The organism is Streptomyces sp. iso_384, assembly GCF_056172905.1.
The window spans coordinates 4848902-4873183 of sequence record NZ_JBWBTT010000001.1 but is presented as its reverse complement, the minus strand read 5'-3'; the positions used below and the strand labels follow the sequence as shown (position 1 = coordinate 4873183).

General features: G+C 73.5%; 20 protein-coding genes and 1 pseudogene. 12 read left to right on the top strand and 9 right to left on the bottom strand.

Annotated elements, in window-relative coordinates; translation table 11 throughout:
• Window positions 1-5 precede the first annotated feature (5 nt).
• The 9 genes from AC0VY3_RS21915 to AC0VY3_RS21875 all read left to right on the top strand — a co-directional run bounded on the left by AC0VY3_RS21915 (window position 6) and on the right by AC0VY3_RS21875 (window position 12175).
• The gene (locus AC0VY3_RS21915) at window positions 6-1169 is read left to right on the top strand and encodes a hypothetical protein (RefSeq protein WP_475550378.1); all 1164 of its coding nucleotides are present in this window, start codon (window positions 6-8) and stop codon (window positions 1167-1169) included.
• A complete protein-coding gene (locus AC0VY3_RS21910; protein WP_475550377.1) occupies window positions 1166-2287 on the top strand; it encodes an effector-associated domain 2-containing protein in 1122 nt (373 codons plus the stop codon). Before AC0VY3_RS21915 ends, AC0VY3_RS21910 begins: the two co-directional genes overlap by 4 nt.
• Window positions 2288-2391: 104 nt before the next feature.
• Window positions 2392-2577, top strand: coding sequence for a hypothetical protein (locus AC0VY3_RS21905; RefSeq protein WP_240805778.1), 186 nt, complete (start codon window positions 2392-2394; stop codon window positions 2575-2577).
• Between the two features lie 67 nt (window positions 2578-2644).
• Window positions 2645-4534, top strand: a complete 1890-nt coding sequence (locus AC0VY3_RS21900) for an HEXXH motif domain-containing protein (RefSeq protein WP_475550376.1) — start codon at window positions 2645-2647, stop codon at window positions 4532-4534.
• 211 nt (window positions 4535-4745) lie between these two features.
• Window positions 4746-6248, top strand: coding sequence for an aldehyde dehydrogenase family protein (locus AC0VY3_RS21895; protein ID WP_475550375.1), 1503 nt, complete (start codon window positions 4746-4748; stop codon window positions 6246-6248).
• Window positions 6249-6401: 153 nt separating this feature from the next.
• Entirely contained in the window at window positions 6402-8015 is a 1614-nt protein-coding gene (locus AC0VY3_RS21890; RefSeq protein ID WP_475550374.1) for a GMC family oxidoreductase, read from the top strand.
• Window positions 8012-9214: a quaternary amine ABC transporter ATP-binding protein gene (locus tag AC0VY3_RS21885; protein WP_475550373.1), complete on the top strand. Its 1203-nt coding sequence runs from the start codon at window positions 8012-8014 to the stop codon at window positions 9212-9214. The genes AC0VY3_RS21890 and AC0VY3_RS21885 overlap by 4 nt, the downstream gene beginning before the upstream one ends.
• Window positions 9214-11199: an ABC transporter permease gene (locus tag AC0VY3_RS21880; protein ID WP_475550372.1), complete on the top strand. Its 1986-nt coding sequence runs from the start codon at window positions 9214-9216 to the stop codon at window positions 11197-11199. Before AC0VY3_RS21885 ends, AC0VY3_RS21880 begins: the two co-directional genes overlap by 1 nt.
• A gap of 1 nt (window position 11200) precedes the next feature.
• Entirely contained in the window at window positions 11201-12175 is a 975-nt protein-coding gene (locus tag AC0VY3_RS21875) for an ABC transporter substrate-binding protein (RefSeq protein WP_475550371.1), read from the top strand.
• Window positions 12176-12246: 71 nt separating this feature from the next.
• Here AC0VY3_RS21875 and AC0VY3_RS21870 read toward each other — a convergent pair whose 3' ends face one another.
• Window positions 12247-13614 carry a cytochrome P450 gene (locus AC0VY3_RS21870; protein ID WP_475550370.1) on the bottom strand — a complete coding sequence of 456 codons (1368 nt, stop codon included), beginning with the start codon at window positions 13612-13614 and terminating at the stop codon, window positions 12247-12249.
• A 221-nt stretch (window positions 13615-13835) separates the two neighbouring features.
• On the opposite strand from AC0VY3_RS21870, the gene AC0VY3_RS21865 reads away from it, so the two are divergent.
• Entirely contained in the window at window positions 13836-14225 is a 390-nt protein-coding gene (locus tag AC0VY3_RS21865) for a hypothetical protein (protein ID WP_475550369.1), read from the top strand.
• Here the strand turns inward: AC0VY3_RS21865 and AC0VY3_RS21860 are convergent.
• The 3 genes from AC0VY3_RS21860 to AC0VY3_RS21850 all read right to left on the bottom strand — a co-directional run bounded on the left by AC0VY3_RS21860 (window position 14218) and on the right by AC0VY3_RS21850 (window position 16968).
• Window positions 14218-14682, bottom strand: a complete 465-nt coding sequence (locus tag AC0VY3_RS21860; RefSeq protein WP_475550368.1) for a hypothetical protein — start codon at window positions 14680-14682, stop codon at window positions 14218-14220. The two genes, AC0VY3_RS21865 and AC0VY3_RS21860, sit on opposite strands and share 8 nt — an antisense overlap.
• A gap of 157 nt (window positions 14683-14839) precedes the next feature.
• Window positions 14840-15688: a hypothetical protein gene (locus AC0VY3_RS21855; RefSeq protein WP_475550367.1), complete on the bottom strand. Its 849-nt coding sequence runs from the start codon at window positions 15686-15688 to the stop codon at window positions 14840-14842.
• Complete coding sequence (locus tag AC0VY3_RS21850; protein WP_475550366.1) at window positions 15688-16968, bottom strand: VWA domain-containing protein; 1281 nt, start codon at window positions 16966-16968, stop codon at window positions 15688-15690. Before AC0VY3_RS21850 ends, AC0VY3_RS21855 begins: the two co-directional genes overlap by 1 nt.
• A gap of 545 nt (window positions 16969-17513) precedes the next feature.
• On the opposite strand from AC0VY3_RS21850, the pseudogene AC0VY3_RS21845 reads away from it, so the two are divergent.
• Window positions 17514-17945, top strand: a pseudogene (locus AC0VY3_RS21845) (nucleotide disphospho-sugar-binding domain-containing protein); the annotation flags it as partial.
• Here AC0VY3_RS21845 and xylB read toward each other — a convergent pair.
• On the bottom strand, window positions 17896-19380 hold the full coding sequence (gene xylB, locus AC0VY3_RS21840) for a xylulokinase (protein WP_475550365.1): 1485 nt from the start codon (window positions 19378-19380) through the stop codon (window positions 17896-17898). The pseudogene AC0VY3_RS21845 and the gene xylB sit on opposite strands and share 50 nt — an antisense overlap.
• A 245-nt stretch (window positions 19381-19625) precedes the next feature.
• Between xylB and xylA the strand changes: the two genes are divergently transcribed.
• Window positions 19626-20792, top strand: a complete 1167-nt coding sequence (xylA, locus tag AC0VY3_RS21835) for a xylose isomerase (RefSeq protein WP_103508005.1) — start codon at window positions 19626-19628, stop codon at window positions 20790-20792.
• Window positions 20793-21076: 284 nt separating this feature from the next.
• On the opposite strand, the gene AC0VY3_RS21830 is transcribed toward xylA, so the two are convergent.
• The 4 genes from AC0VY3_RS21830 to AC0VY3_RS21815 form a co-directional block, all read right to left on the bottom strand.
• Complete coding sequence (locus tag AC0VY3_RS21830; RefSeq protein WP_475550364.1) at window positions 21077-22324, bottom strand: ROK family protein; 1248 nt, start codon at window positions 22322-22324, stop codon at window positions 21077-21079.
• 92 nt (window positions 22325-22416) lie between these two features.
• Window positions 22417-23040 (bottom strand): DUF305 domain-containing protein, encoded by a 624-nt coding sequence (locus AC0VY3_RS21825; protein ID WP_103508279.1) that lies wholly within the window; start codon window positions 23038-23040, stop codon window positions 22417-22419.
• A gap of 32 nt (window positions 23041-23072) precedes the next feature.
• Window positions 23073-23723 (bottom strand): DUF3105 domain-containing protein, encoded by a 651-nt coding sequence (locus AC0VY3_RS21820; protein WP_030076194.1) that lies wholly within the window; start codon window positions 23721-23723, stop codon window positions 23073-23075.
• 126 nt (window positions 23724-23849) lie between these two features.
• On the bottom strand, window positions 23850-24281 hold the full coding sequence (locus tag AC0VY3_RS21815) for a hypothetical protein (protein WP_475550363.1): 432 nt from the start codon (window positions 24279-24281) through the stop codon (window positions 23850-23852).
• Between the last annotated feature and the right edge of the window lies 1 nt (window position 24282).

Sequence of the window (24282 nt, the reverse complement as noted above, 5' to 3'; positions counted from 1 at the left end):
GACGCATGACCACGGTCATCTTCATCCACGGCACGGGCGTGCGGCCGCCGCACACCGAGGCCCTGAACGCGAAGGTCACGGCCTCGCTCACCGAGGCCGCCCCGGGTGTGCGGGTCGTGCCGCTCGACTGGGGCGAACGGTACGGCGCCCGGCTCGCGGCGGGCGGGGCCAGCATTCCGCCGGACGGGGCCGGGGCCACCGAACGGGACGCGGCGGGCGAGGAGGACGAGGAGACCGCCGCCTGGGAGCGCCTCTACCGGGACCCGGAGGCGGAGTTGGCCCTGGTCGCCGCGCACGGCCCGGCGGAAGAGACACCCCCGGGCGCGGCCTTCCCGGACGAGGAGTTCCAGGACCGGCTGGCCCGGCTGGCGGCCCGCGGCGAGAGCGTCGCCCCGGAGCTGGGGCCCGGCCTCGGAGCACGGGCCGCCGACCTCGCCCGCAGCCCCCTGCTGGCCCCGGCCGCCGAAGCCCTGGACCCCGAAGACCTGGCGCCGCTGCTGGCCCGCGCGCTGGCCGCCGCCGTGATCGGCGCGGCCCTCGCCGAGGACGCGCCGGTGATCACCGACGGCCCCACCCGCGACGCCGCCGTGGACCGGATCGCCAGGGAGCTCGGCGCCACCGCTTCCGGCTCCACCAGGGGTCCGGTGGGCCGGCTGATCGGCCGGCCCGCGCTGCGGCTCGGCTCCCGTTACGCGGTGCGCCGCCGCCGCGCCCTCACCGGGGCCGCCCACCCGGCCGCGGGCGACGTGCTCAAGTTCCTCGTCCGCGGCGGCCCCCTGCGCACCGCTCTGCGCGAGCTGGCCGCCGCCGTGGAGCCGCCCGTCGTCCTCCTCGGCCACAGCCTCGGCGGGATCATCGCCCTCGACACCCTGATCGAGGCCCCACTCCCCGGCGTCCGGCTGCTGGTCACGGTGGGCTCGCAGGCGCCGTTCCTGTACGAGACGGGGGCGCTGCCCCACCTCGACCACCCGGAACCCCTGCCCGCCCATGTCCCCGGCTGGCTCAACCTCCACGACCGCCGCGATCTGCTCGGCTTCGCCGCCGCACCGGTGTTCCCCGGCCGGGCCGAGGACATCGCTACGGACAACCGGCAGCCGTTCCCCGCCGCCCACAGCGCCTACTGGAGCGACCCGGCCGTCTACCGCGCCATCGCGGAGCGGCTGCCGTGAGCGCGCCCACCGTCGACCCCGCCCGGGTGGTGGCGCTCGTCGTCGGCGTCGAGGCCTATGCGGCGGGTCCCCGCTGGACCCTGCCGGGCCCGGCCCGCGACGCCCTGCGCTTCCGGGACTGGCTGCGGTTCACGGGCGTGCCGGACGGCAACATCCTGCTCCACCTCGCCCCGGCACAGGGCCCGGACGCGGTCACCGGCCACCGCGGCGCCGACCACGAGACCCTGCGACGGGCCCTGGTACACGAACTGCCGGCCCGTCAGGGGGACATGCTCTGGATCTGGTGGGGCGGGCACGGCGTCCTGGACCGGGACGAACACCTGCGGCTCTACTGCGCCGACGCCACGGAAGCGGACCGCCGCAACATCGACCTGGAGTCCGCCCGCCGCCGGCTGAGCAGCGATGTCCTGCCCGGGTTCGAGAGGCAGAACTGGGTCGTCGACGCCTGCCAGACCTTCGAGGAGCGCCACCGCCCCGCCGTCACGATCCCGGACGGCAGCCTCCCCGCCGGGCAGCGCCTGCGGATCCACCGGCAGAGCGTGCTGCTGGCCGCCGACCGGGGACAGCGCGCGGCCAACGACCCCGTACGCGGTCAGGGTGTCTTCTCGGACATCCTCCTGCGCGAACTGGCCACCCTGCCCGGCGGCCCGGCCCCCGACCCGGAAGCGCTCTTCGCGGCCGTCCGGGGCCACTTCGACCGGCTGCGCGCCGAGGGAGGCCCCACCCAGCTCCCCACGCTCCAGCTGCACCGCCCCGGACACACGGAACACCTGCCCGCCCCGCCACCACCACGGAACGGAGAGGCCGCCGGGCGGGGCCGGGCGGGCGGCGGGCTGGTCCGGGTGGTCGAAGCGCTGCTCGCCTATCCGCTGATGAGCGACCGCGACGAACGCCAGACGATGGTCGCGGAGCTGGACCCCGTCCTGGTGGCCCGAATGCCGCGGCACGCGGTGCCCCGTACGGACATCCTGGGCATCCTGCGGACGCTGCGGCGGCGTCCGGAAGGCCCCTGGGACCTCTACCGGGCCGTCACCCTGCTCGACGACGACCCGGACCGGGCCGCCGAACTGGAGCAGGCCCTGCGGGAGTTCCTGGACGAGGAACGACCGGGCCCGTGATCGTACGGCGTGATCGCACGGGTTTCCGGAAGGCAACCTATTCGTCATGATGGGGAAGGACGGGTGGCATCGTGTGCCGCCGGACCGATAAGGGGGAACAGGCCTTGCAGCAGACGGCATCGGCCGGCGATCCGGCCGACTACCTGGAGTCCGATGTCGCGGACCTCGCGGAGGTGGGCGTCGCCGCCGTGCGCGCCCTCGCTCCCGCTCCCGGACGGCGTCTGCTGGAGGAGATCCGAAGAGCGCGCACCAGCACGCTGTCCGAACCCCCCACCGCCCGCGCCGACTGAGCGCTGTGCGGCCCGCCCCGGAAGAGACCCCACAGGGTCACGTCGGGACCACGACAGAGGAGAGCGGGTGCGCGGACCGATACGGATGCCCGGCCGCTGGTTCGACGAACTTGCCACGGGCGGAGGGTCGGTGGAGGCGGTCGGCTTCCTCGCACAGGCCGAGCGGTCCCGATGCCTCCTTATGATCGGCGAGTTGCTGAGCCGGCTGGAGGAGCGGCCCGCCCTGCTCGGCCCCGTCGACCTCGGCGCCGGCTGGCGGACCGTGGAGCGGGCCGAGGCGCGGAGGCCGGGCTGCGCAGAGGAGTTGCTGCTCAGCCCACAGGTGGGCAGCTGGCTCGCCCATACGCTGCGCCGCCTGCACGGTACCGCCGTCGGCCCGCCGTTCTGGGTGGACACCGGGCACGTGGCCGCCGTCGCCCTGGTGGCCGCGCTCCGCGCCGGAACGGCTGCCGACCTCGTCGTACCCGCGAGAGAAGGCGCGGTGTCGCTGCCGACGCTCGGACTCGCCCGGCTGCCGGGCACCCCGCTGCTGGGCTTCCAGCCGGTTCGCGCGCGCGTACGCGAGGGGGAGCTGCACCTCGCCCCGACCGTACGGGGCACGGGGGCGACCGCGCTGACCGTGCGCCCGCTCACCGCACCGCAGAGCGCCGTGTGGTGGCCGACGCACCGGCTGCCGGTCAGGCCGGGCGGGCCCGCGGTCGCCCTCGACGACACCGACCCCTACCGCGACCTCGACCGCCCGATCCCGCCCCGCCGGCTCACACCACGCGAACTCGGCACCTGGCAGCGGCTGTTCGCCGAAGCAGTGGGGCTGCTCGATGCCGACCCGGCCCTCGCCCCCGCGTCAGGCTCCGACGCCACGCCCGCTTCCGGCCCCGATCCCACCACCGGATCCGGCTCCACCCGCCCCGGCACGCTGCGACCCGAGGAGGTCAGGCGCATCGTGCCCTGGCCCGGGCGGCTGCCGAACGGCCCCGTCGAAGGGCTCAGCGCCTCCACGGCGGACGCGTTCGGCTCCATGGTGGTGGCGGAGCCGCCGAACGGCGCGGCGCTCGCCGAGACGATGGTCCACGAGTTCCAGCACAGCAAGCTCGGGGCGCTGCTCCACCTCTTCGCGATGCTCGACGACGACCGCACCGATGAGCACTACGCCCCCTGGCGTCCGGACCCGCGCCATCTGCCGGGGCTTCTCCACGGCGCGTACGCCTTCGTCGGCGTCGCCGGATTCTGGCGGGACCGGATCGGGGACCGGGCGGCCGATCCGCTGGACCTGGCGCCCTTCCGCTTCGCACTCCGCCGCATCCAGACCCGTACGGTCCTGCGGACCCTGGCGACCCGCGGCGCGCTCACCGGCCCCGGCCGCCGGCTGGTCGCCGGGCTCACCCGCACCGTCGACGGCTGGCTGCGCGAACCGGTGGACGGGCGGGCCGTGGCGCGGGCCCGGGCGGCGGCGGCCGGCCACCGGGCCGAGTGGCGGCTGCGCCATCTGCGGTGCGCGGACGAGGAGCGCGCCGGGCTGGCGGCGGCGCTGCGCTCCGGGACGCCGCTCCCGCCGGCCCGGCCGCCCCGGCTTGTCCCGGCAGCGGAGCGCACCCACTGGCAGGACGTACGGGGCGCGCTCTACCTCCGTCCGGATGCCGCACCGGACACCGCACTGGACATCGCACCGGGCCCCGGGCCGGACACCGGGCCGGACACCGCACCGCCCCGGGCCGATGTGCTGTTGGTCCGGGGAGAGGCCGCGGCCGCACGGGAGGCGTACCGGGAGCGCTGGTCCGACGCGCCGGGGGATCCGTACCTCCTGGCGGGCTGGCTGCTGGCGCACACCGCGCTGCACCCCGGCCACCGGCGGCTCCTCGCCCGCCCGGAGCGGTTCGCCGCCGCCGTCGCGGGGGAGGGGCCGGAGGTGTGGGAGCGGGCCGCCCGTCTGCTGGCCGGTACGGAACCACCCGCCTGACCAGTACCGGGCCGTCCCGCACGGAGCCCCGGGAACCGCCCCGAAGAGGCCGTCACGCGTGAGGCGCATCACTCTGCGTGAAATTCTCGGCATACATTCCGCCGGACCGGGGAGGGGTCCAGGCCGCTGGTGTGCCGTACCCCGGTCCACCGCGCAGCTTGCCCCGGCCGAACCGGAGGGGGCATTTCAGGCACGGAAGGCGAAAAACGACATGTCGGCGCTCACTACCATCCACATCGACGGCACCTGGCGGGCCGCCGGATCAGGCGCGACGCGCGAGATCCTCGACCCCGCCGACGCCACGGTCGTGGCCGTCGTCGCGGAGGGCGGAGCCGAGGACGCCGATGCGGCGATCGCGGCGGCGCGGCGCGCCTTCGACGACGGCCCCTGGCCGCACAAGCCCGTCGCCGAGCGGGCCGGACTGCTGCGCCGGGTCGCCGAGCTGCTCCAGCGGGACCGCGAGGAGATCGCGATCACCGAGAGCCGCGACACCGGCAAGACCCTCGAAGAGGGCCGGGTCGACGTCGACGACGTGACAGGAGCTTTCCGCTACTTCGCCGACCTCGTGATGAACGAGAGCGGCGGCCGGGTCGTCGACGCGGGCGACCCCGACGTCCACAGCATCGTCGTCCACGAGCCCGTCGGTGTCTGCGCCCTGATCGCCCCCTGGAACTACCCCCTCCTCCAGGCCAGCTGGAAGATCGCCCCGGCCCTCGCCGCGGGCAACACCTTCGTGCTCAAGCCCAGCGAGGTCACCCCGCTCTCCACCGTTCACCTGATCCGGCTGCTCTCCGAGGCCGGACTGCCCGACGGCGTCGCCAATCTGGTCACCGGCGCGGGCGACCCGGTGGGCGCCCGGTTCTCCGAGCACCCGGACGTGGACCTGGTCTCCTTCACCGGCGGCCTCGCCAGCGGTACGAAGGTGGCCCAGGCGGCCGCGCCGACCGTGAAGAAGGTCGCCCTGGAGCTCGGCGGCAAGAACCCCAACGTGGTGTTCGCCGACGCCTGCGCCACCGAGGAGGGCTTCGACACCGCCGTCGACCAGGCGCTGAACGCCGCGTTCTTCCACAGCGGCCAGGTCTGCTCCGCCGGAGCCCGCCTGATCGTCGAGGAGGGCATCCGCGACCGGTTCGTCACCGAGCTGGCCCGCCGCGCCGACGCCATCCGCCTCGGCCGGGGCACCCTCGACGGTGTCGAGTGCGGCCCCCTCGTCTCCGCCCAGCAGCTCGCCAAGGTCGAGATGTACGTCGCCTCCGCCCGCGAGGAGGGCGCGATCGTCCGGGCCGGCGGCGAGCGCCCGAAGCCGAACGACGTACGCCCCGAGGGCGGCTACTTCTACCGGCCGACCGTCCTCGACGGCTGCCACCGCGGGATGAAGGTGGTCCGCGAGGAGACCTTCGGCCCGATTCTCACCGTCGAGACCTTCCGTACCGAGGAAGAGGCCATCACGCTGGCCAACGACACCGACTACGGTCTCGCCGGCGCGGTCTGGACGACCGACGCGGGCCGGGCCCGCCGGGTCGCCGGACGGCTGCGCCACGGCACTGTCTGGATCAACGACTACCACCCCTACCTCCCGCAGGCCGAGTGGGGCGGCTTCGGGAAGTCCGGCACGGGCCGTGAGCTGGGCCCGACCGGGCTCGCCGAGTACCGCGAGTCCAAGCACATCTACCAGAACCTCAACCCGCGCCCCCAGCGCTGGTTCGCCGGCTGACGCCTGCCAGCGCCTGTCGTCACATTCCCGCCTGCCGGGCGACGACGGGAATGTGACGACAGGCCCTGGGGCCCCGACCGCATCGACCCCGGGGCCCCCGGCTGTTCGCAGCACCACGTACACGCACGAACCTTGCAGAAGGAGCAGTGACCGATGCCCTCCACCCCACGCAGCACCGCAGTCCCCGACGGCCCCGTGGCCGACTACGTGATCGTCGGCGGCGGCACCGCCGGATCGGTCATCGCCTCCCGGCTCACCGAGGACCCGGACGTCACCGTCACGGTCATCGAGGGCGGCCCCACCGACATCGACCGCGACGACGTGCTGACCCTGCGCCGCTGGCTCGGCCTCCTCGGCGGCGACCTCGACTACGACTACCCCACCACCGACCAGCCGCGCGGCAACAGCCACATCCGGCACAGCCGCGCCCGGGTCCTCGGCGGCTGCTCCTCGCACAACACCCTCATCAGCTTCAAGCCGCTGCCCGGCGACTGGGACGAGTGGGCCGAGGCGGGCGCCGAGGGGTGGGACGCGGCCGCGATGGACCCGTACTTCGCCAAGCTGCGCAACAACATCGTCCCGGTCGACGAGAAGGACCGCAACGCCATCGCCCGCGACTTCGTCGACGCCGCCCAGGAGGCGGCCGGAGTGCCGCGCGTGGACAGCTTCAACAGCAAGCCGTTCCACGAGGGCGTCGGCTTCTTCGACCTCGCCTACCACCCCGAGAACAACAAGCGCTCCTCCGCCTCGGTCGCCTATCTCCACCCGCACATCGAGGCCGGTGACCGCCCCAACCTCCGTATCCTGCTGGAGACCTGGGCCTACCGCCTGGAGTTCGACGGCACCCGCGCCACCGGCGTACACGTCCGCACCAAGGACGGCGAGGAGGTCCTGCTGCGCGCCGCCCGCGAAGTCATCGTCTGCGCGGGCGCGGTGGACACGCCCCGGCTGCTGATGCACTCCGGGATCGGCCCGCGCAAGGACCTGGCCGCGCTGGGCATCGAGGTGCGCCACGACCTTCCGGGTGTCGGCGAGAACCTGCTCGACCACCCCGAGTCCGTCATCGTCTGGGAGACCGACGGGCCCATCCCGGAGAACTCCGCGATGGACTCCGACGCGGGACTCTTCGTCCGCCGCGACCCCGGATCCCGGGGCCCGGACCTGATGTTCCACTTCTACCAGATCCCGTTCACCGACAACCCGGAGCGGCTCGGCCACGAGAAGCCCGAGCACGGGGTGTCGATGACGCCGAACATCCCCAAGCCGCGCAGCCGGGGCCGCCTCTACCTCACGAGCGCCGACCCCGAGGTCAAGCCGGCTCTGGACTTCCGCTACTTCACCGACGAGGACGACTACGACGGCCGCACACTGGTCGACGGCATCAAGCTCGCCCGGGAGATCGCCCGCACCGAACCGCTCGCCCACTGGCTCAAGCGCGAGGTCTGCCCCGGACCCGAGGTCACCTCGGACGAGGACATCAGCGAGTACGCCCGCAAGGTCGCCCACACCGTGTACCACCCGGCGGGCACCTGCAGGATGGGCGCAACCGACGACCAAGAGGCCGTCGTGGACCCGCAGTTGCGCATCCGTGGCCTTCAGGGCATCCGGATCGCCGACGCGTCCGTCTTCCCGACCATGCCCGCCGTCAACCCGATGATCGGGGTCCTCATGGTCGGCGAGAAGTGCGCCGAACTCCTCGCGGACCGGGCGCGTGAGACCGCGCCGGCCGCCGGAACCAGCACCAGCACCGGAGGCGATGCCCGATGACCGGAACCAATACCGTCGAGGCCACCGAGCCCGCCGGGAACACGGCGGCCACCGGGACGGACGAGAACGCCGTGTTCTCCGTACGCAATCTCTGGAAGGTCTTCGGCCCCAAGGCCGACCGGATCCCCGGCAGCGAGCACGCCGCGCTGCCGCCCGCCGAACTGCGCGAGGCCACCGGCTGCACCGCCGCCGTCCGCGACGTCTCCTTCGACGTCCGCAAGGGCGAGGTCTTCGTCGTCATGGGCCTGTCGGGCTCCGGCAAGTCGACCCTCGTACGCTGTCTGACCCGGCTGATCGAGCCGACCAGCGGCACCCTCGCCATCGACGGCGAGGACGTCCTCGCGATGGACCGGGCCCGGCTGCGCGAACTGCGCCGCCACCGCGCCGCGATGGTCTTCCAGCACTTCGGACTGCTGCCGCACCGAACGGTGTTGGACAACGTCGCCTACGGCCTGGAGATCCAGGGCCTGGGCAAGGCCGAACGCCGGGCGAAGGCAGCCGAGTTGGTGGCGAAGGTCGGCCTCGCCGGTCTGGAGGACCGGCGCCCGTCGCAGCTCTCCGGCGGCCAGCAGCAGCGCGTCGGGCTCGCCCGCGCGCTCGCCGTGGACCCCTCCGTCCTCCTCTTCGACGAGCCGTTCAGCGCGCTGGACCCGCTGATCCGCCGCGAGATGCAGGACGAGGTGGTCCGGCTGCACCGCGAGGAGGGCCGCACCATGGTCTTCATCACCCACGACCTCAGCGAGGCGCTGCGCCTGGGCACCCGGATCGCGCTCATGCGCGACGGCGGCATCGTCCAGCTCGGCACCCCCGAGGAGATCGTCGGCTCGCCCGCGAACGACTACGTCCGCGAGTTCGTCCGTGACGTGCCGCGCGAGCAGGTCCTCACCGTCGCCACCGCCATGCGCCCCGCGCTCGCCGGGGAGAGCGAGCGCGGCCCGGCCGTACGCCCCGACGCCACCGTCTCCGAGGCCATCGAAGCGGTCTCCCGCTCCGGCGACCCCGCCGCCCGGGTGATGGACGGCGGCCGGCTCGTCGGCGTCGTCGACCACGCCTGCCTGCTCGACGTCGTCGCCGGAACATCCGGCCCCGGCGAGGCGACCACCACGGCCACCGCCCCGGACGCCTCCACCGCCACCGATGCCCCTGACGCCCCCGACGCGCCCGACACACCGGACGGCTCCCGCGAGGTGACCCTCTGATGGCCACCGCACAGGCCACCGGGGCCCGCGCCGTGCCGGCGGGCGCGCGCCGGGGGCCGGTGGCCGCACTCCGCGACCGGCCGGCCGCCGCCAAGCTCCTGCTGCTCGCGCTCGTCGCCGCGGTCGTCGTTCCCGTCGTGCACAGCCGCTGGGGCGGGGGCATCTGGCCCGACGCGCTGACCGCCGACCTCTCCGCGCCGCTCGGTGACGTGACGGACTGGATCATCTCCAACCGCGACAGCCACCCGCTGTTCCTCTACGTCTTCGGCCACATCAGCAACGCCGTCGTGCTCTCCGTGCGCGGCGTCTATCTGGTCCTCCTCGCCCTCGGCTGGGCCGGTGTCACGGTGTTCGCCGCCGCCGTCGCCTGGCGCGTCGCCGGTCTCCGGCTCGCCCTCACCGCGGCCGTCTCGTTCCTGGTCTGCGGACTGCTCGGCATGTGGGTGCCGACGATGCAGACGCTCGCGCTGATGGTCGTCGCGGTCCTCGCCTCCGTCGTGCTCGGTCTGCTCCTCGGCCTCGCCGCCGGTCTGTCCGACCGCGTGTTCCGCATCCTGCGCCCGGTCCTGGACACCATGCAGGTGCTGCCCGCCTTCGCGTATCTGCTGCCCGTGGTGCTGGTCTTCGGCATCGGCGTGCCCGGAGCGGTCCTCGCCACCGTGGTGTACGCGGCTCCGCCGATGGCCCGGCTCACCGCGCTCGGACTGCGCGGCGCGGACAGCGGGGTCATGGAGGCCGTCGCCTCGCTCGGCGCGACCGGCAAGCAGCGCCTGCTGAGCGCCCGGCTGCCGCTGGCCCGCAAGGAACTGCTCCTCGGCCTGAACCAGACCATCATGATGGCGTTGTCGATGGCCGTGATCGCGTCCGTGATCGGCGCGGGCGGCCTCGGCGACCGCGTCTACCAGGCCCTGTCCTCCGTGGACGTCGGCGCCGCCCTCGCCGCGGGCATCCCGATCGTGCTGCTGGCCGTCGTGCTGGACCGTACGACGGAGGCGGCCGGACGCCGCATCGGCGCCGAGCCCACCGGTCCGGCCCTGCTGCGCGGTTGGCGCGGCTGGTCCCTGGCCGCCGCGGTCACCGCGGCCGTCGCCGTCGCCGGACGGGCCACCGACGGCCGGGTCTGGCCCGAGGACGTGACCGTGGCCATCGCCGGACCGGTCAACACCGCCAAGGACTGGATGGTCGACCACCTCTACACCGGGGTGCCCGTCGTCGGCGGCACCGCCGACCTCGCCTCCCACTTCACCAGCGGCGTCCTCAACCCGCTGCGCAGCGGGCTCACCGGACTGCCCTGGTGGTCGGTGCTGCTCATCGTCGCCGCCCTCGCCTGGACGATCGGCACCTGGCGCACCGCCGCCACCGCCGTCCTCGCCATGGCCGCGATCGGCGTACTCGGCGTGTGGGAACCCTCCATGGACACCCTCAGCCAGGTGCTCGCCGCCGTCGCGGTCACCCTGGTCATCGGCTTCGGCGTCGCCGTCGGCGCGGCCCGCAGCGAGCGGCTGGAGAGGCTGCTGCGGCCGGTCCTGGACGTCTTCCAGACCATGCCGCAGTTCGTCTACCTGATCCCCGTCGTCGCCCTGTTCGGCGTCGGCCGCGCCCCCGCCGCCGCAGCCGCGGTCGTGTACGCGCTGCCCGCCGTCATCCGCATCACCACCCAGGGCCTGCGCGGAGTCGACCCGGCGGCGATGGAGTGCGCCCGCTCGCTCGGCGCGACCCCCGGCCAGCAACTGCGCCAGGTCCAGATCCCGCTGGCCAGGCCCTCCCTGCTGCTCGCGGTCAACCAGGCGGTCGTGCTGGTCCTCGCCGTCGTCATCATCGGCGGACTCGTCGGCTCCGGCGCACTCGGCTACGAGGTCGTCCTCGGCCTCGCCCAGGGCGACCTGGCCACCGGCCTCGTCGCCGGAGCGGCGATCGTCTGCCTGGGCCTGATGCTCGACCGGGTCACCCAGCCCACCACCCGCCGCCAGCGACAGGAGAGCTGAGATGAACCGCTCCCGTACGCGCCTGATCACGGCGCTGTCGTCGGCCGCCGCGCTGCTCGCCACGGCGGGCTGCGGCGCCGCCGACATGACCAAGCAGGCCTCGCCGTTCGCGGCCCCCGCCGGGGTCAAGACGGTCACGCTCTCCGTCCAGTCCTGGGTCGGCGCCCAGGCCAACGTCGCCGTGGCCGAGCAGCTCCTCAAGGAGGAGCTCGGCTACCGCGTCGACCTCGTCCAGACCGACGAGGTGCCCGCCTGGGACGCCCTCAGCCAGGGCCGCGTCGACGCGATCCTGGAGGACTGGGGCCACCCGGACCAGGAGAAGCTGTACGTCGACGAGAAGAAGACCATCGTCCGCGGCGGCGACCTCGGCGTCACCGGCCACATCGGCTGGTACGTCCCGAAGTACTGGGCCGACGAGCACCCGGACGTCACCGACTGGAAGAACCTCAACAAGTACGCGAAGGAACTCCGGACCGCCGAGAGCGGCGGCAAGGGCCAGCTGATGGACGGCTCGCCGTCCTATGTCACCAACGACGTGGCCCTGGTGAAGAACCTGGACCTGGACTACAAGGTGGTCTTCGCCGGCTCGGAGGCGGCCCAGATCACCCAGATCCAGCAGTTCGCCAAGGAGAAGAAGCCCTTCCTCAGCTACTGGTACCAGCCGCAGTGGCTGTTCAACGAGGTTCCGATGGTCGAGGTGAAGCTCCCCGAGTACACCGACGCGTGTGCGGCCAAGGACCCGGCGGACATCGACTGCGCGTACCCGACGACACCGCTGCAGAAGTTCCTCAACGCCGACTTCGCCGAGCGCGGCGGTGAGGCGTCGGCGTTCCTGAAGAAGTTCCACTGGTCGGAGAAGGACCAGAACGAGGTCTCCGAGATGATCGCCTCGCAGAAGCTGACGCCCCAGGAGGCGGCGGAGCGCTGGATCGAGCGCCATCCGGACGTCTGGAAGAAGTGGCTTCCGCAGGACTGACGCGACCGGCATCACGGCGCCCGGCCCCTCGCACGAGGAGCCGGGCGCCGACCGCTTTCCGGCCCGTCCGGCTATCGCGCCCGGACCGTCGCCAGCACGTCCCGGTCCGGCTGGAGCGTCAGGCCCGTCACCGGCCCGATCTCGCCCGGGTCGACGTCCAGGGTGAAACGGCGGGCCAGCACGGCCAGCAGCAGCACCGCCTCCACCATCGCGAAGCGCGTACCGATGCAGACCCGGGGGCCGCCGCCGAACGGGAACCACGCGTACTCCGCGATCTCGTCGCCGCTCGTGGCGTCCCAGCGCTCGGGCCGGAACTCCTCCGGCTCGGGGAACCACCGCGCGTCGCGGTGCGTGGCCCACTGGCTGCTCCACACCCGGGTGCCCTCCTCGATCGGCAGGCCCCCGATCGTCGCCCCTTCCTTCGCGACCCCGGTGATCAGCCAGACCGCCGGATACAGCCGCAGGGTCTCCTTCACCACGGCCTGGGCGTACGTCAGCCGGGCGTAGTCCTCGAAGCCCGGCTCGCGGTCGCCCAGCACCCGGTCCAGCTCCTCGGCGAGCGTGTCGCGGACGCGGGGGTTGCGGGCGAGCAGATACCACGCCCACACCAGCGTCGTGCTCGTCGTCTCGTGGCCGCCGATGTACAGCGTGACCGCCTCGTCGCGGATCTCCTCGTCGCTGAGGTGCGTTCCGCTCTCGTCGACCGCGGTGAGCAACCGGCTGAGCAGGTCGGGGCGTTCCTCCTCGCCCTCCCGGTGCCGGGCGACCACCCGGCCCACCTCGGCGTCGATGACGGCGGCGGCCTTCCTGATACGCGCCCGGCCCGGCGTCGGCACCCAGTCGGGGAGCAGCGCGCCGATCCCGGCGAACTCCTTGCCGATCTCCAGCTGGGCGACGTCCATCGCCCGGCCCATCGCCTCGGAGTCCGCCGGGGTGTCCACCCCGAAGATGGTGCGCACCGCGATCTTCTGCGTCAGCTCGGCCATCTCCCGCTTGATGTCGACGCGTTGGCCGTCCGACCAGCGGTCCGCCAGCTCCACCGCGCAGTCGGCCATCGTCGCCGCGTACGACTTCACCTGCTTGGGCCGCACCGAGGGCTGCACCAGCGAGCGTTTACGCCGCCACTCCCGGCCGCGCGACACGATCACCCCGTTGCCCAGCACCGTACGGAACGCGATGCCGAGCTTCGGCTGGTCGAAAGTGCGTTCCGTCTCGGTGAGCAACTCGCCTATGCAGTCGGGTTCGGTGAGGAAGACGCACCGGTTGCGGCCGAACCGCCAGCGCACCATGTCCCCGTGCTCGCGGAGGAGTTCGAAGAACGCGAGCGGATTCTTCCCGAACTGCGGCAGATTTCCCACGAGCGGCAGCCCCTTGGGGCCGGGGGCGAACGCGTGGCCGCGGGGCTGGGTGTCGAGCGCCGGGCCGGTCTGCGTGGACATCGAGGAACTCCGCTCCCTGGGGCGCGCCACTGCCGGCGCGCGCACGTTCGAAGCCCATCGAACAGGACGGGGGCAGCGCTCCACCAGGGCGGCGACAGGGCGTGGCCTGAAACCGTCATCAGCTCTACGGCATACGGGAGTTGTCTAGCGCAACCGGTGAACGCCACGTATCCGAACGATAGTTCCGGTGAGAGTTGCGCCGGGCGCGCGAGAATCCCGCCATGCCGCCCGACCCGGCCGACCCGCTGGTGTCCCGCGCCCGTGCGCTGTGGCGGGAGCTGGCCGCCGGACCGGCGCCGCCTTCGGAACTCCCGGCCGCCCGGGGGTGGTCGTCGCCGGGGTCGTCGCCGGCCCCGCCGTCCTGGGTGGGCGTGGTGGCCGTCGGCGACGCCGCGCTGATCACCGCGCCGACCGACCGGGCCGCCCACCTCTGCGTGCTGACCGCACCGGACGCACACGGGGCAGGGGCCTCGCCCGACAAGTGGCGCGCGCGGCCACCGCGCACGCACTCATCGCCGAGCTGCTGCCGCAGTGGCGGCCCGGCCTCCCGCCTCCCGCCTCCCGCCGGGTCGCACAGGCGCTGGGCTACCGGGAAGCGGGCCGTCAGCTGAGCGTACGGCTGCCCTGAGCAAGCTCCGCCGCATCCGCTTCGGCGTCCGTTCCTGCCCCGTGCCCGCCACCGGTCCGGGGCACCACCACGATCTGGACATCGTCCTCGTACACCACCCGGCCGGGATCCGTCGACTCCAGCCGCTCGCACGGCACCCCGTGCGCGGCCAGCAGCGCGAGATAGTCCGGGATCCGGTCCAGCAGATGGGTCGCCGACGTCTTGAACCAGGCGACCGCACCGGGATTCACCGCCGGGTCGTACACCGTCGGATCGACGCTCGAGGGATCGGCGTAGGCGGCGTCGTACCAGTCGTTGCCCGCCCGCCAGACGCGGTGCTGCTCCTCGGTCAGACGGCCTTCCCGGGCCAGGCCGTTGGCCAGCGCGAAGATGCCGGGGAAGTGGCCCCGGGGGCTGCGCCCGGTGCTTTGGAACCGTACGTACGTCGTCGTCGCGCTCATCCCGTTGTCCTCCGCCGCGGCCGGTGAAGGATCCAGCGTAGGTGCGGAACTGCCACACCGGCCGGACCTCCCCGACCTCGAAGATCCCGCCCCTTCGGGGGCCAGGATCTTCGAGGTCCGGGGAGGCTGCCGACCGGGGGAGTGGCCGACGGGACCGTCAGGCGCCCTGCGGCGCCCGGGCCGGCCGGCCCCGGCCCCGTGTCAGCGAGTAGCCGAACACGGCCGCCAGCGCGGCGAGCACACCACCGCCCACGGTCCACAGCCAGCGGTCGGTCCACCAGCCCGAGGCCCAGCCGTCCTCCGGCTCACCGGCCGACGGCACACGCGGCGCCGCCGATCCGGCGGCGTCGCCCGCCGAGGCGACCGAGACGCCCGGCACCAGCGGCTCGGAGAGCGCGCCGTCCACGTCGTGGGCCCCGCCCTGCTCCTTGACGGTCGCCTTCACCTCGGCGCCGACCGGCAGTCCGAGCTCGTCGGCGGGCAGGTCCACCACCGTGAGCCGGACGTAGTAGCTGCCGGGCAGCGGGTCGTTCGCCCACGGCTCGGACCAGGCCCGCACGGGCCGCAGGACGCAGGACAGCTCGACGGTGGCCGCGTCGGCCGCCGCCTTCCTGGTCTGGTGCCCGTACATGCAGGCCTGGCGGCGGCGCAGCCCGTCGTACACATCGATCTGCCAGGTGGACGTGGAGCGCCGGGCCGCGTTCTCGGGCAGCTTCACCGTGGCCTCGACGGTGGGCCGCTGACCGGCGTCGGCCGGGAACACCCAGTACAGGTAGTCACCCGCCGAGGCCTGGGCGGTGCCGGTCTGGTCCGGCTTCAGCGCGGTGGCCGTACGGAAGGTGGTGCCGGCCTCCGTCGGGCCCGCCTCGTCCCCGGCGGGGCTCGCGCTCGCCGACGGGTCGTCCGCCACCGCCGCGCCGGCCGAGGTGAGCAGGGTCAGTCCGGCGAGCAGCGCTCCGGTGAGCGCGCGTCGTACGCCGTGGGTACGGCGAGTTGTCGTACGCATCAGTTGGTCCTCCATACGGCGACGCGCCAGCGCGAGATCCAGCCGGTCAGCAGGCCCGCGACCAGTCCGGTCAGGAACAGCACGCCGAGCAGCCACCAGCCGCGGCCGAGCCCGAAGGCCGCCACGTCGGATGCGGTGTCCGGGCCGTCCACCAGATCCACGGTCAGTTCGACCGGCAGACCGGGGGACTTCTTCACCGAGGCGGGCGCGGAGAAGGAGTGGGCGAGCTGGAGGCAGACGGTCTCGGCGGCGGGCTTGCCGTCGCCGTCGTCGCCGTCCTCCACCTCGGGCTTCGGATAGCGCAGGCCGGACGAGATCACGTCGGTGCGGCCGGTCCCGGCCTCGGAACCCCGGACGATCTCGCGCCCGTGCGCGGTCACCGCGCGCAGCAGGACCCCGTAGTCGTCGTCCACGGCACGGTCGGCGGCCACGCTCGCGGAGGCGCGCAGCTCCTGACCGGGCAGCACGTTCACGCGGTACCAGCGGTGCTGGCCGATCTCCGAGCGGTCGGTGAAGAGACCCGGCTTCAGCTCGGGCGCCGCGGAACAGCTCTTGGCCCCTTCGGTGGCCACCGGAGTGACCGCGGGCTCGGCGGCCCGGTCCACCAACTGCTTGACGCGGCCGGACAGTTCTTCCTTGTGCTGGACGGCGGTGTAGGTGCCGCCGGTGGCCTCCGCGATACAGGTCAGCTGCTGGCGGATCTTGGCGTTGGGCACCAGGCCGAGCGTGTCCACGACCAGGTGGGTGCCGCGCGCGGCGATCTCCCGGGCCACCTCGCACGGGTCGAGCGGCCCGCAGGTGTCCTCGCCGTCCGTGATGAGCACGATCCGCCGCGAACCCTCCCCACCCTCCAGGTCGTCGGCCGCGCCGAGCAGGGCCGGGCCGATCGGGGTGAAGCCGGTCGGGGCGAGGGTGGCGACCGCGGTCTTGGCCTCGGTACGGTCCAGCGGGCCGACCGGGTAGAGCTGCCGGGTGTCCTTGCAGCCGACCTTGCGGTCCTCGCCCGGATAGTCCGCGCCGAGCGTCCGGATACCGAGCTGTACCTGCTCGGGCACCGCGTCCAGCACATCGTTGAACGCCTGCTTCGCGGCGGCCATTCGGGACTGGCCGTCGATGTCACGGGTGCGCATGGAGCCGCTGACGTCGAGCACCAGCTCGACCTTGGGGGAGGGGGCGGCGGGGGCTTCGTCGGCGGCGGCGGGGATCGCGGTGCCGAGCCCGGCGGCCAAGGTGGCGAGCGCTATGCCCACCCCGGTCGTCAGCCGTTTTCTAGTGATCATCGCCGGATCTTATGGAAAATCAGATCGTATTCCCAACCGAGCTCCTCGGGGCCCCCTGCCAGTGCTCGGAGACGCCGTTCGCGGCATGCGGATCCTGCCTATGCTGCGCCCGTGGGGATGGATCTCACGTTGTTCATGGTGGACTGGGGGTGGCTGGGCGCCGTCCCCGTCGCGAGTCGGATCGAACGGCTTCAGGACGCTGCCTGGCCGTCGGAGACCGATGTCCCGTACGGGGTCGGCCGCCGGCGGGACGACGGCTGGGGCCGGCCCCCGGGTCCGGGGGCGGCGTGGTGCGCCGAGTACGCCTTCTCCACCACCACCGGCGCTCATGCCCCGCATGTTCGCGCGGGCGCGGCATGGGAGGACATGCGGTTGCTCGTCGACCCCTCCGTGCGTGAGCCGATGGACACCTTTCTCGACGGTCTGCTCCGGGACGCGGATCCGGTCTCGGCCGGCGGCGGGGCGTTCTTCCCGACGGCCTCCGCGGACACCCGGCACCGGCGCGTCCTGCTGGCCTGCCCGCCGGAGGTGCTACCGGGCAAGGTGCGGGCCTCGGCGACGTCCCGCCCAACGTCGAAGTGCGCTCCTGGGTCCCGCAGCGGGCGATTCTGGAACAGGCGGACGCTTTCGTCACCGACGCCGGAATGGGCGGCTGCGGCGAAGGGCTCCTCGCGGGCGTCCCGATGATCGCCGTGTCCCAGGGCGCCGAACAGTTCATGAACGGGGACCGGTTGGTGGAGCTGGGCGTGGCCCGTCGCATCGACACCCCGGACGCCACGGCCGCGACCCTGCGAGCGGCCCTGGAGGAGCTGATCGACGACCCCGAAATCGCCCGTCGGTGCGCACAGTTGCGGGCTGACGCCCGAAGCGAGGGCGGCCCCCCGCGCGCCGCCGACCTCATCGAGGACATGCCGGCCTCCGGCGGTGTCAGGAACCGCCGAGCAGCGGACCGGACGCCCGCTCCAGGACCGAGGTGACCCGCCCCCAGGTCTCCACATCCCGTTCCACCGGCTCCAGTCGACGGTCCGAGCCGGACTTCTGCCAGGCCGTCGCCAGCGCCACCGGATCGCCCCCGCCCGCCGCCGACGCGGCGAGCGCCGCCGCACCGAGGGCCACCAGCTCCCCGCTGCCCGGGATGACGAGCGGGCGGCCCGAGAGCCGGCGTACCGTCTCCACCCACATCCGCCCCTGCGCCCCGCCGCCGATCAGTCGCAGCGGGCGGCCGGCGACCTCGGGCGCGTCCGGGTCGAGGCCGCAGGCCGACAGCAGTTCGTCCATGGCCCGCAGCACGGTGACGGCCGCGCCCTCGTAGGCGGCGCCCAGCAGCTGCTGCCGGGTCGTGTCGTGGCGCAGCCCGGTCAGGAGCCCGGAGGCGGTCGGCAGGTCGGGGGTCCGTTCACCGTCGAGGTACGGGAGGAGGACCGCCTCGCCGCCGGGCGCCGCGTCCTCGCGGTCCAGGCCGAGCAGGGCGGCCACCTTGTCCACGGCGAGCGTGCAGTTGAGGGTGCAGGCCAGCGGCAGGTACGTACCGTCGGCGGCGGCGAAGCCGTTCAGCGCGGTGGACGTGGGCCGGGTGCGGGAGGCGGCGAACACCGTGCCGGAGGTGCCGAGGCTGAGCGCCGGGTGGTCCAACAGGCCGTCGCCGCCCAGCCCGAGGCCCACGGCGGCGCTCATGTTGTCGCCGGTGCCGGCCGCCACCGCGATGCCCGCGGGCAGCCCGAGCGCGCTCGCCGCCGCCTCGGTGAGCGAGCCGATCCGGGCCGCCCCGGTGGGTGCGACCTCCGGAAGCAGGGCCGCGTCGAGACCGAGGAGCTCCAGCAGATCGGGGTCGTAGGCGCCGGTGGCGGTGGAGTACCAGCCGCTGCCCGAGGCGTCCCCCGGGTCGGTGGCGGCGACGCCCGCGAGGCGCTCGGTCAGGAAGTCGTGGGGCAGCCGGACCGCCGCCGCGTTCGCGGCACTCGCCGGGTCGTTCTCGCGCAGCCACTGCCACTTGGATGCGGTGATGGACGCCACCGGCACGGACCCGGTCCGCTCCGTCCAGGCCCCGGGCCCGCCGAGCGCCTCGGTGAGAGCGGCGGCCTGCGGCGCGGAGCGGGTGTCGTTCCACAGCAGCGCGGGGCGCAGCGGCCGGCCCGCCGCGTCCAGCACGACGAGCCCGTGCTGCTGTCCGGCGACCGCGATACCGGTGACCGCGCGGGCCGGAAGCCCGGACTCCTTCAGCCCGGCGGTCACCGCATCGCACAGCGCCCGCCACCAGATCTCCGGATCGCTCATCCGGGCCCCGGCCTCGCCGGTGACCACGTGAGGGGCACGCCCCACGGCGAGCTGCTCGCCGGTCTCGGCGTCGATGATCGCGGCCTTGGTGGACTGGGTCGAGCTGTCCACGCCGATGACGACGGCGGGTGACGGCATGGGGGCCTCTTTCGCGCTGCGGGTGCTTGCGGGTGCTGGGTGGCACGCGTGCTGATCATTCGGCTGCGGCACGAACAAATTACGGGATGAGCGGCCCTCTGCACAGGGGGTCGGAGGTGCTCCGTACGGCAGAGGGCTTCCGTGCCCGGGGTGCGGTGTGCTTGATTAGTCATGACACTGAACAAATAGGGGTGCCGGGCCTGTCGCCGGGCGTCCCGACGGCAGGCGAAGGCGGTCGGACGACGATGACGGAACGCTTCACCCCCACCCCCGAGGACAAGTTCAGCTTCGGTCTGTGGACCGTGGGCTGGCAGGGCCGGGACCCCTTCGGCGACGCGACCCGCGCGGCCATCGACCCCGTCGAGTCGGTGCAGCGGCTCGCGGAGCTGGGCGCCTGGGGCGTCACCTTCCACGACGACGACCTGATCCCCTTCGGCGCACCGGAGACGGAGCGCGAGGCGATCGTCAAGCGCTTCCGGCAGGCGGTCGACAGCAGCGGACTCGTCGTGCCCATGGTGACGACGAACCTCTTCACACACCCGGTCTTCAAGGACGGCGGGTTCACCGCCAACGACCGTGACGTACGCCGGTACGCGCTCCGCAAGACCCTGCGCAACATCGACCTCGCCGTCGAACTGGGCGCGACCACCTTCGTGGCGTGGGGCGGCCGCGAGGGCGCCGAGTCCGGCGGGGCGAAGGACGTCCGCCTCGCACTGCACCGGATGAAGGAGGCCTTCGACCTGCTGGGTGAATACGTCACCGAGCAGGGTTACGACCTCCGCTTCGCCATCGAGCCCAAGCCCAACGAGCCGCGCGGCGACATCCTGCTGCCCACCATCGGCCACGCCCTGGCCTTCATCGAGCGCCTGGAGCGCCCGGAGCTGGTCGGCGTCAACCCGGAGACCGGGCACGAGCAGATGGCCGGGCTCAACTTCCCGCACGGCATCGCCCAGGCGATGTGGGCGGACAAGCTCTTCCACATCGACCTCAACGGCCAGTCCGGCATCAAGTACGACCAGGACCTGCGCTTCGGCGCGGGCGATCTGCGCCAGGCGTTCTGGCTCGTCGACCTCCTGGAGAGCGGCTACGAAGGCCCCCGCCACTTCGACTTCAAGCCCCCGCGCACCGAGGACTACGAAGGCGTCTGGGCCTCGGCAGCGGGCTGCATGCGCAACTACCTCATCCTCAAGGAGCGGGCCGCCGCATTCCGCGCCGACCCGGAGGTGCGGGCGGCCCTGCGCGCCTCCCGCCTGGACGAACTGGCGCGCCCCACCGCCGGAGAGGGCCTGGCGAGTCTCCTCGCCGACCGCAGCGCGTACGAGGACTTCGACGTTGACGCCGCCGCGGCGCGTGGCATGGCCTTCGAGGCGCTGGACCAGCTCGCGATGGACCACCTGCTCGGCGTGCGCTGACGTCCGGGCCGATGCGCCGGGTGGGCCGGGGCCGCTGACGTACCGGCCGGCCCGGCGTCGGCGGCGTACCGGAGTGGTCGGGCCCCTTGCCGCACCGGACGGGCCGGGCCCCTCGTCGCACCGGACGGGCCGGGCCTGCGGGCGTACCGGAGGAGCCGTGCCCGCGGGCGTACCGGAGAGGCCGGGGCTCACCGGCGTACCGCACGAGCCGGTGCCTTCCGGCAGGCCCCGCCCACGGCCCCCGCCCACGGCCCCCGCCCACGGCCCCGGCCCACGGCCCCGGCTCACCCGCCGGACGGCTCCGCGTACGCCACCGGATCGTCCAGCACGTCCTGCACCACGAGCGCCGCCGCGCCCCGCGCCGCGTCGCCCGCCACCGACGACGCGCGGAGCCGGCCGCTGCCCGGGGACCAGAGCCCCGACACCACGCGGCCGGTCAGCTCCTCGTCGGCGGGCGACGCCAGCCACGGCATCAGGCCCCGGTAGATCCCGCCGAGCACCACCGCGTCCGGGTCGATCAGATTGACCGCCCCCGACAGCACCCGGCCCAGCATCCGGCCCGCCTCGGCGACCGCCGCCACCGCGCGCGGGTCACCGGCCTCCGCGCGCCGCTCCAGCTCCAGCACCCCGGAGGCGCCGCCGAGACCGTCGATGCCGGCCGCCCGCAGCAGCGCCGCCTGGCCGGCGTACTGCTCCAGGCACCCGCGCGAACCGCACCGGCACTCCGGCCCCACCGGGTCCACCACCACATGGCCGATCTCCCCGGCGAAACCGTGCGCCCCGCGCAGCAGTTCGCCGTTCAGGACCAGCGCCCCGCCGACCCCGATCTCGCCGGTCAGATAGAGGAAGCTGCGTACGTCGTCGAGTCCGCCGAACCACAGCTCGGCCAACGCCGCGAGATTGGCCTCGTTCTCCGAGGCGACCGGCAGCACCGGGCGGCCCGGGCGCAGGGCGGCGAGGGCGTCGGCGAACAGTCTCTGCGCCGGGACCTCGTTCCAGCCGAGGTTGGGCGCCTGCCGCACCGAGCCGGCGGAGACCAGGCCGGGCAGCGCCAGCGCCGCGCCCACCGGACGCAACTCCTGCTCGTACGCCGATTCCAGGGTCCGCGCGGCGATCCGGGCCGCCCGCTCCAGGGCCTCCTCGGCGGGCGCGCCCCGGTTGTCGAGGTGCTCGGTCTGCCGGACCCGGCCGGTGCCGGCCAGATCCACCACGCACACCGACACGTAATCGATGTTGATCTCCACGCCCAGCCCGGCCGGGCCGGTGCGGGCCACCTTGAGCGCGGTGCCTGGGCGGCCCGCGTGCCCGCTGAACGTCTTGCCCGACTCGGTGAGGAATCCGCTGTCCATCAGCTGCTCGACGAGCGAGGACACCGCGGCCCGGGTCAGCCCGACCCGGGCGGCCACTCCGGCCCGGGTCGCCTCGCCGCGCTCGCCCTCGTCCCGCACGGCGCGCAGTACCAGGCTGAGATTGTGCCGTCGCACGGTGTCCTTGTCGGCCTTGGGCCCCAGCGGAGTGAGGATGCTCTTCATATCGTCGCCGAGCCTATGTGATGTCGGGCTCCCGGCGGGGGTACGGGAAGGGGGCGGCCCCGGCCGTCCGGCCGGAACCGCCCCCTCCTGGCTCAGGGCTTGGCGCCCCGGGCCTTCAGCATGTCCGCCATCAGGCCGATCTCCGACTGCTGGCCGCGGACCATACCCGCCGCCAGGTCGCGGATGACGTCCGTCTTCGCCGCACCGGCGGCCGCTTGCGCCATGTCCGCGCCCGCGCGGTGGTGCACGGTCATCAGCCGCAGGAACAGCACCTCGGCCGCCTTGTCCTCGGCGGCCCCCAGCTCCTCCAGCTCCGCGTCGGTGGCCATGCCCGGCATCAGCGAACCGTCGTCGGTCGGCGTGACGGTGTGCCCCATCCACTCCATCGGCGGCCCGGCCGCGCTCTTCGGCAGGCCCCACATCTCCAGCCAGCCCAGCATCATGCCGCGCTGGTTGGCCTGGGTGTTGATGATGTCGTACGCGAGCCGCCGCACGTCCTCGTCGTCGGTGCGGTCCCGCACGATGAACGACATCTCGACGGCCTGCTGGTGGTGGATCGCCATGTCCCGGGCGAAGCCCGCGTCCACGGAGTCCTCCGCCGGAGCGGACCGCGCCGCCGAGGACGCCCCGGACGGGGAGGCCTCGGAGGGACGCTGGATCATCAGCGCCACCAGGCCCAGCGCCAGGAGCAGGACACCGGCTCCAGCGAGGACCATCCGGCGGGTGGAGGCGGAAGGCGTCGAAACGGTCACTTGTCCAGCCCGCCGGTGCAGGCGGCCCCCGGCTCGGGGGTCTGCGGGCCCTGCACGTACTTGGTGAAGAACTGCGCGACCCGGTCGTCCGAGGCGCTCTCGACCGTGACCTGCTTGCCCCACGCGCTGAGCATCAGCGGGTCCTTCTGGTCCTTGACCGGGCTCATCAGGGAGTACGGGGTCGACTTGACCTTCTTGGCGAGCGCCTCGACGTCGGCGTCCGAGGCCTTGTCGTTGTACGTGACCCAGACCGCGCCGTGCTCCAGCGAGTGCACGGCGTTCTCCTTCGGTATCTCGTCGGTGTAGACGTCCGCGTTGCAGTTCATCCAGACCTGGTTGTGGTCGCCGCCGACCGGCGGGTTCATCGGATAGTCGACCTTGTTCGCCACGTGCTCCTGCGTCAGCTTGTCCCAGCTGCGCTCGCCGGTGACGGGCGAGGTCTTGGCCTGCTCCTCCTTCTTGTCCTTCTCGTTCGCCTGCGCCATCAGGTAGCCGCCTCCGGCGACCAGGGCGCCGACCACGGCCACCGACGCGCTGATGGTGATGATGCGGACCCGGCGCTCACGGGCGCGCTCCTTGCGGCGCGCCTCCTCCAGCTTGGCGCGACGTGCCGAGGCCGGGTTGTTCTGGTTCTTGGCGGAAGCCATGGGAAGTCCTCGTCGTTCAACCGATGCATACGGGGCGATGCATGAGGGGGAAAGGAATGCGGTGCATACGGAAAGCCGCTCCCGGTGAACCGGCGCCAGGGCGCGGCGGGAGAGCGGATCCGGCCTCTAGATCCGTTGGATCTGCAGGCGCAGTTGATCGACGGAGCGCACACCGTCGTGCGCGGGACCCCGGATGGCCGCCGCGCCGGTGAGCGGGGAGGCGGGCACCTGGGCCACGAGGGAGGGAACGGCCACGGGGGCGGAAGACGCCGGAAGCACGACGGCCGCCGTGTGCGTCGAGCCGCCGTGGCACGAGGTCCCGAGTCCGCGGTCCGCCGCGGTGGCCATGACGACCGGTTCGAAGGCCGCGTCCGGTGTCGGGGTGAACGCACGGACGGCGCCCGCGCCGGCCGGGCCCGCCGCGACCGGCACGGCGGCGGACGAGGTGGTGGCCGAGCAGCAGAAGAGCATGGCGAGCAGGAAGAACACCCAGCCCAGGGCGAGAGGCGCACGGGAGCGGTACCGCTGCCGGTCGGTCCGCGTGCTCACCCTGGTCATC

Bases quoted from the DNA above. Each gene is read 5' to 3' on its own strand.
- AC0VY3_RS21915 (WP_475550378.1), top strand. From the start codon at position 6: ATGACCACGGTCATCTTCATCCACGGCACGGGCGTGCGGCCGCCGCAC.
- AC0VY3_RS21895 (WP_475550375.1), top strand. From the start codon at position 4,746: ATGTCGGCGCTCACTACCATCCACATCGACGGCACCTGGCGGGCCGCC.
- AC0VY3_RS21890 (WP_475550374.1), top strand. From the start codon at position 6,402: ATGCCCTCCACCCCACGCAGCACCGCAGTCCCCGACGGCCCCGTGGCC.
- AC0VY3_RS21885 (WP_475550373.1), top strand. From the start codon at position 8,012: ATGACCGGAACCAATACCGTCGAGGCCACCGAGCCCGCCGGGAACACG.
- AC0VY3_RS21880 (WP_475550372.1), top strand. From the start codon at position 9,214: ATGGCCACCGCACAGGCCACCGGGGCCCGCGCCGTGCCGGCGGGCGCG.
- AC0VY3_RS21875 (WP_475550371.1), top strand. From the start codon at position 11,201: ATGAACCGCTCCCGTACGCGCCTGATCACGGCGCTGTCGTCGGCCGCC.
- AC0VY3_RS21870 (WP_475550370.1), bottom strand. From the start codon at position 13,614: ATGTCCACGCAGACCGGCCCGGCGCTCGACACCCAGCCCCGCGGCCAC.
- AC0VY3_RS21865 (WP_475550369.1), top strand. From the start codon at position 13,836: ATGCCGCCCGACCCGGCCGACCCGCTGGTGTCCCGCGCCCGTGCGCTG.
- AC0VY3_RS21860 (WP_475550368.1), bottom strand. From the start codon at position 14,682: ATGAGCGCGACGACGACGTACGTACGGTTCCAAAGCACCGGGCGCAGC.
- AC0VY3_RS21855 (WP_475550367.1), bottom strand. From the start codon at position 15,688: ATGCGTACGACAACTCGCCGTACCCACGGCGTACGACGCGCGCTCACC.
- AC0VY3_RS21850 (WP_475550366.1), bottom strand. From the start codon at position 16,968: ATGATCACTAGAAAACGGCTGACGACCGGGGTGGGCATAGCGCTCGCC.
- xylB (WP_475550365.1), bottom strand. From the start codon at position 19,380: ATGCCGTCACCCGCCGTCGTCATCGGCGTGGACAGCTCGACCCAGTCC.
- xylA (WP_103508005.1), top strand. From the start codon at position 19,626: ATGACGGAACGCTTCACCCCCACCCCCGAGGACAAGTTCAGCTTCGGT.
- AC0VY3_RS21830 (WP_475550364.1), bottom strand. From the start codon at position 22,324: ATGAAGAGCATCCTCACTCCGCTGGGGCCCAAGGCCGACAAGGACACC.
- AC0VY3_RS21825 (WP_103508279.1), bottom strand. From the start codon at position 23,040: ATGGTCCTCGCTGGAGCCGGTGTCCTGCTCCTGGCGCTGGGCCTGGTG.
- AC0VY3_RS21820 (WP_030076194.1), bottom strand. From the start codon at position 23,723: ATGGCTTCCGCCAAGAACCAGAACAACCCGGCCTCGGCACGTCGCGCC.
- AC0VY3_RS21815 (WP_475550363.1), bottom strand. From the start codon at position 24,281: ATGACCAGGGTGAGCACGCGGACCGACCGGCAGCGGTACCGCTCCCGT.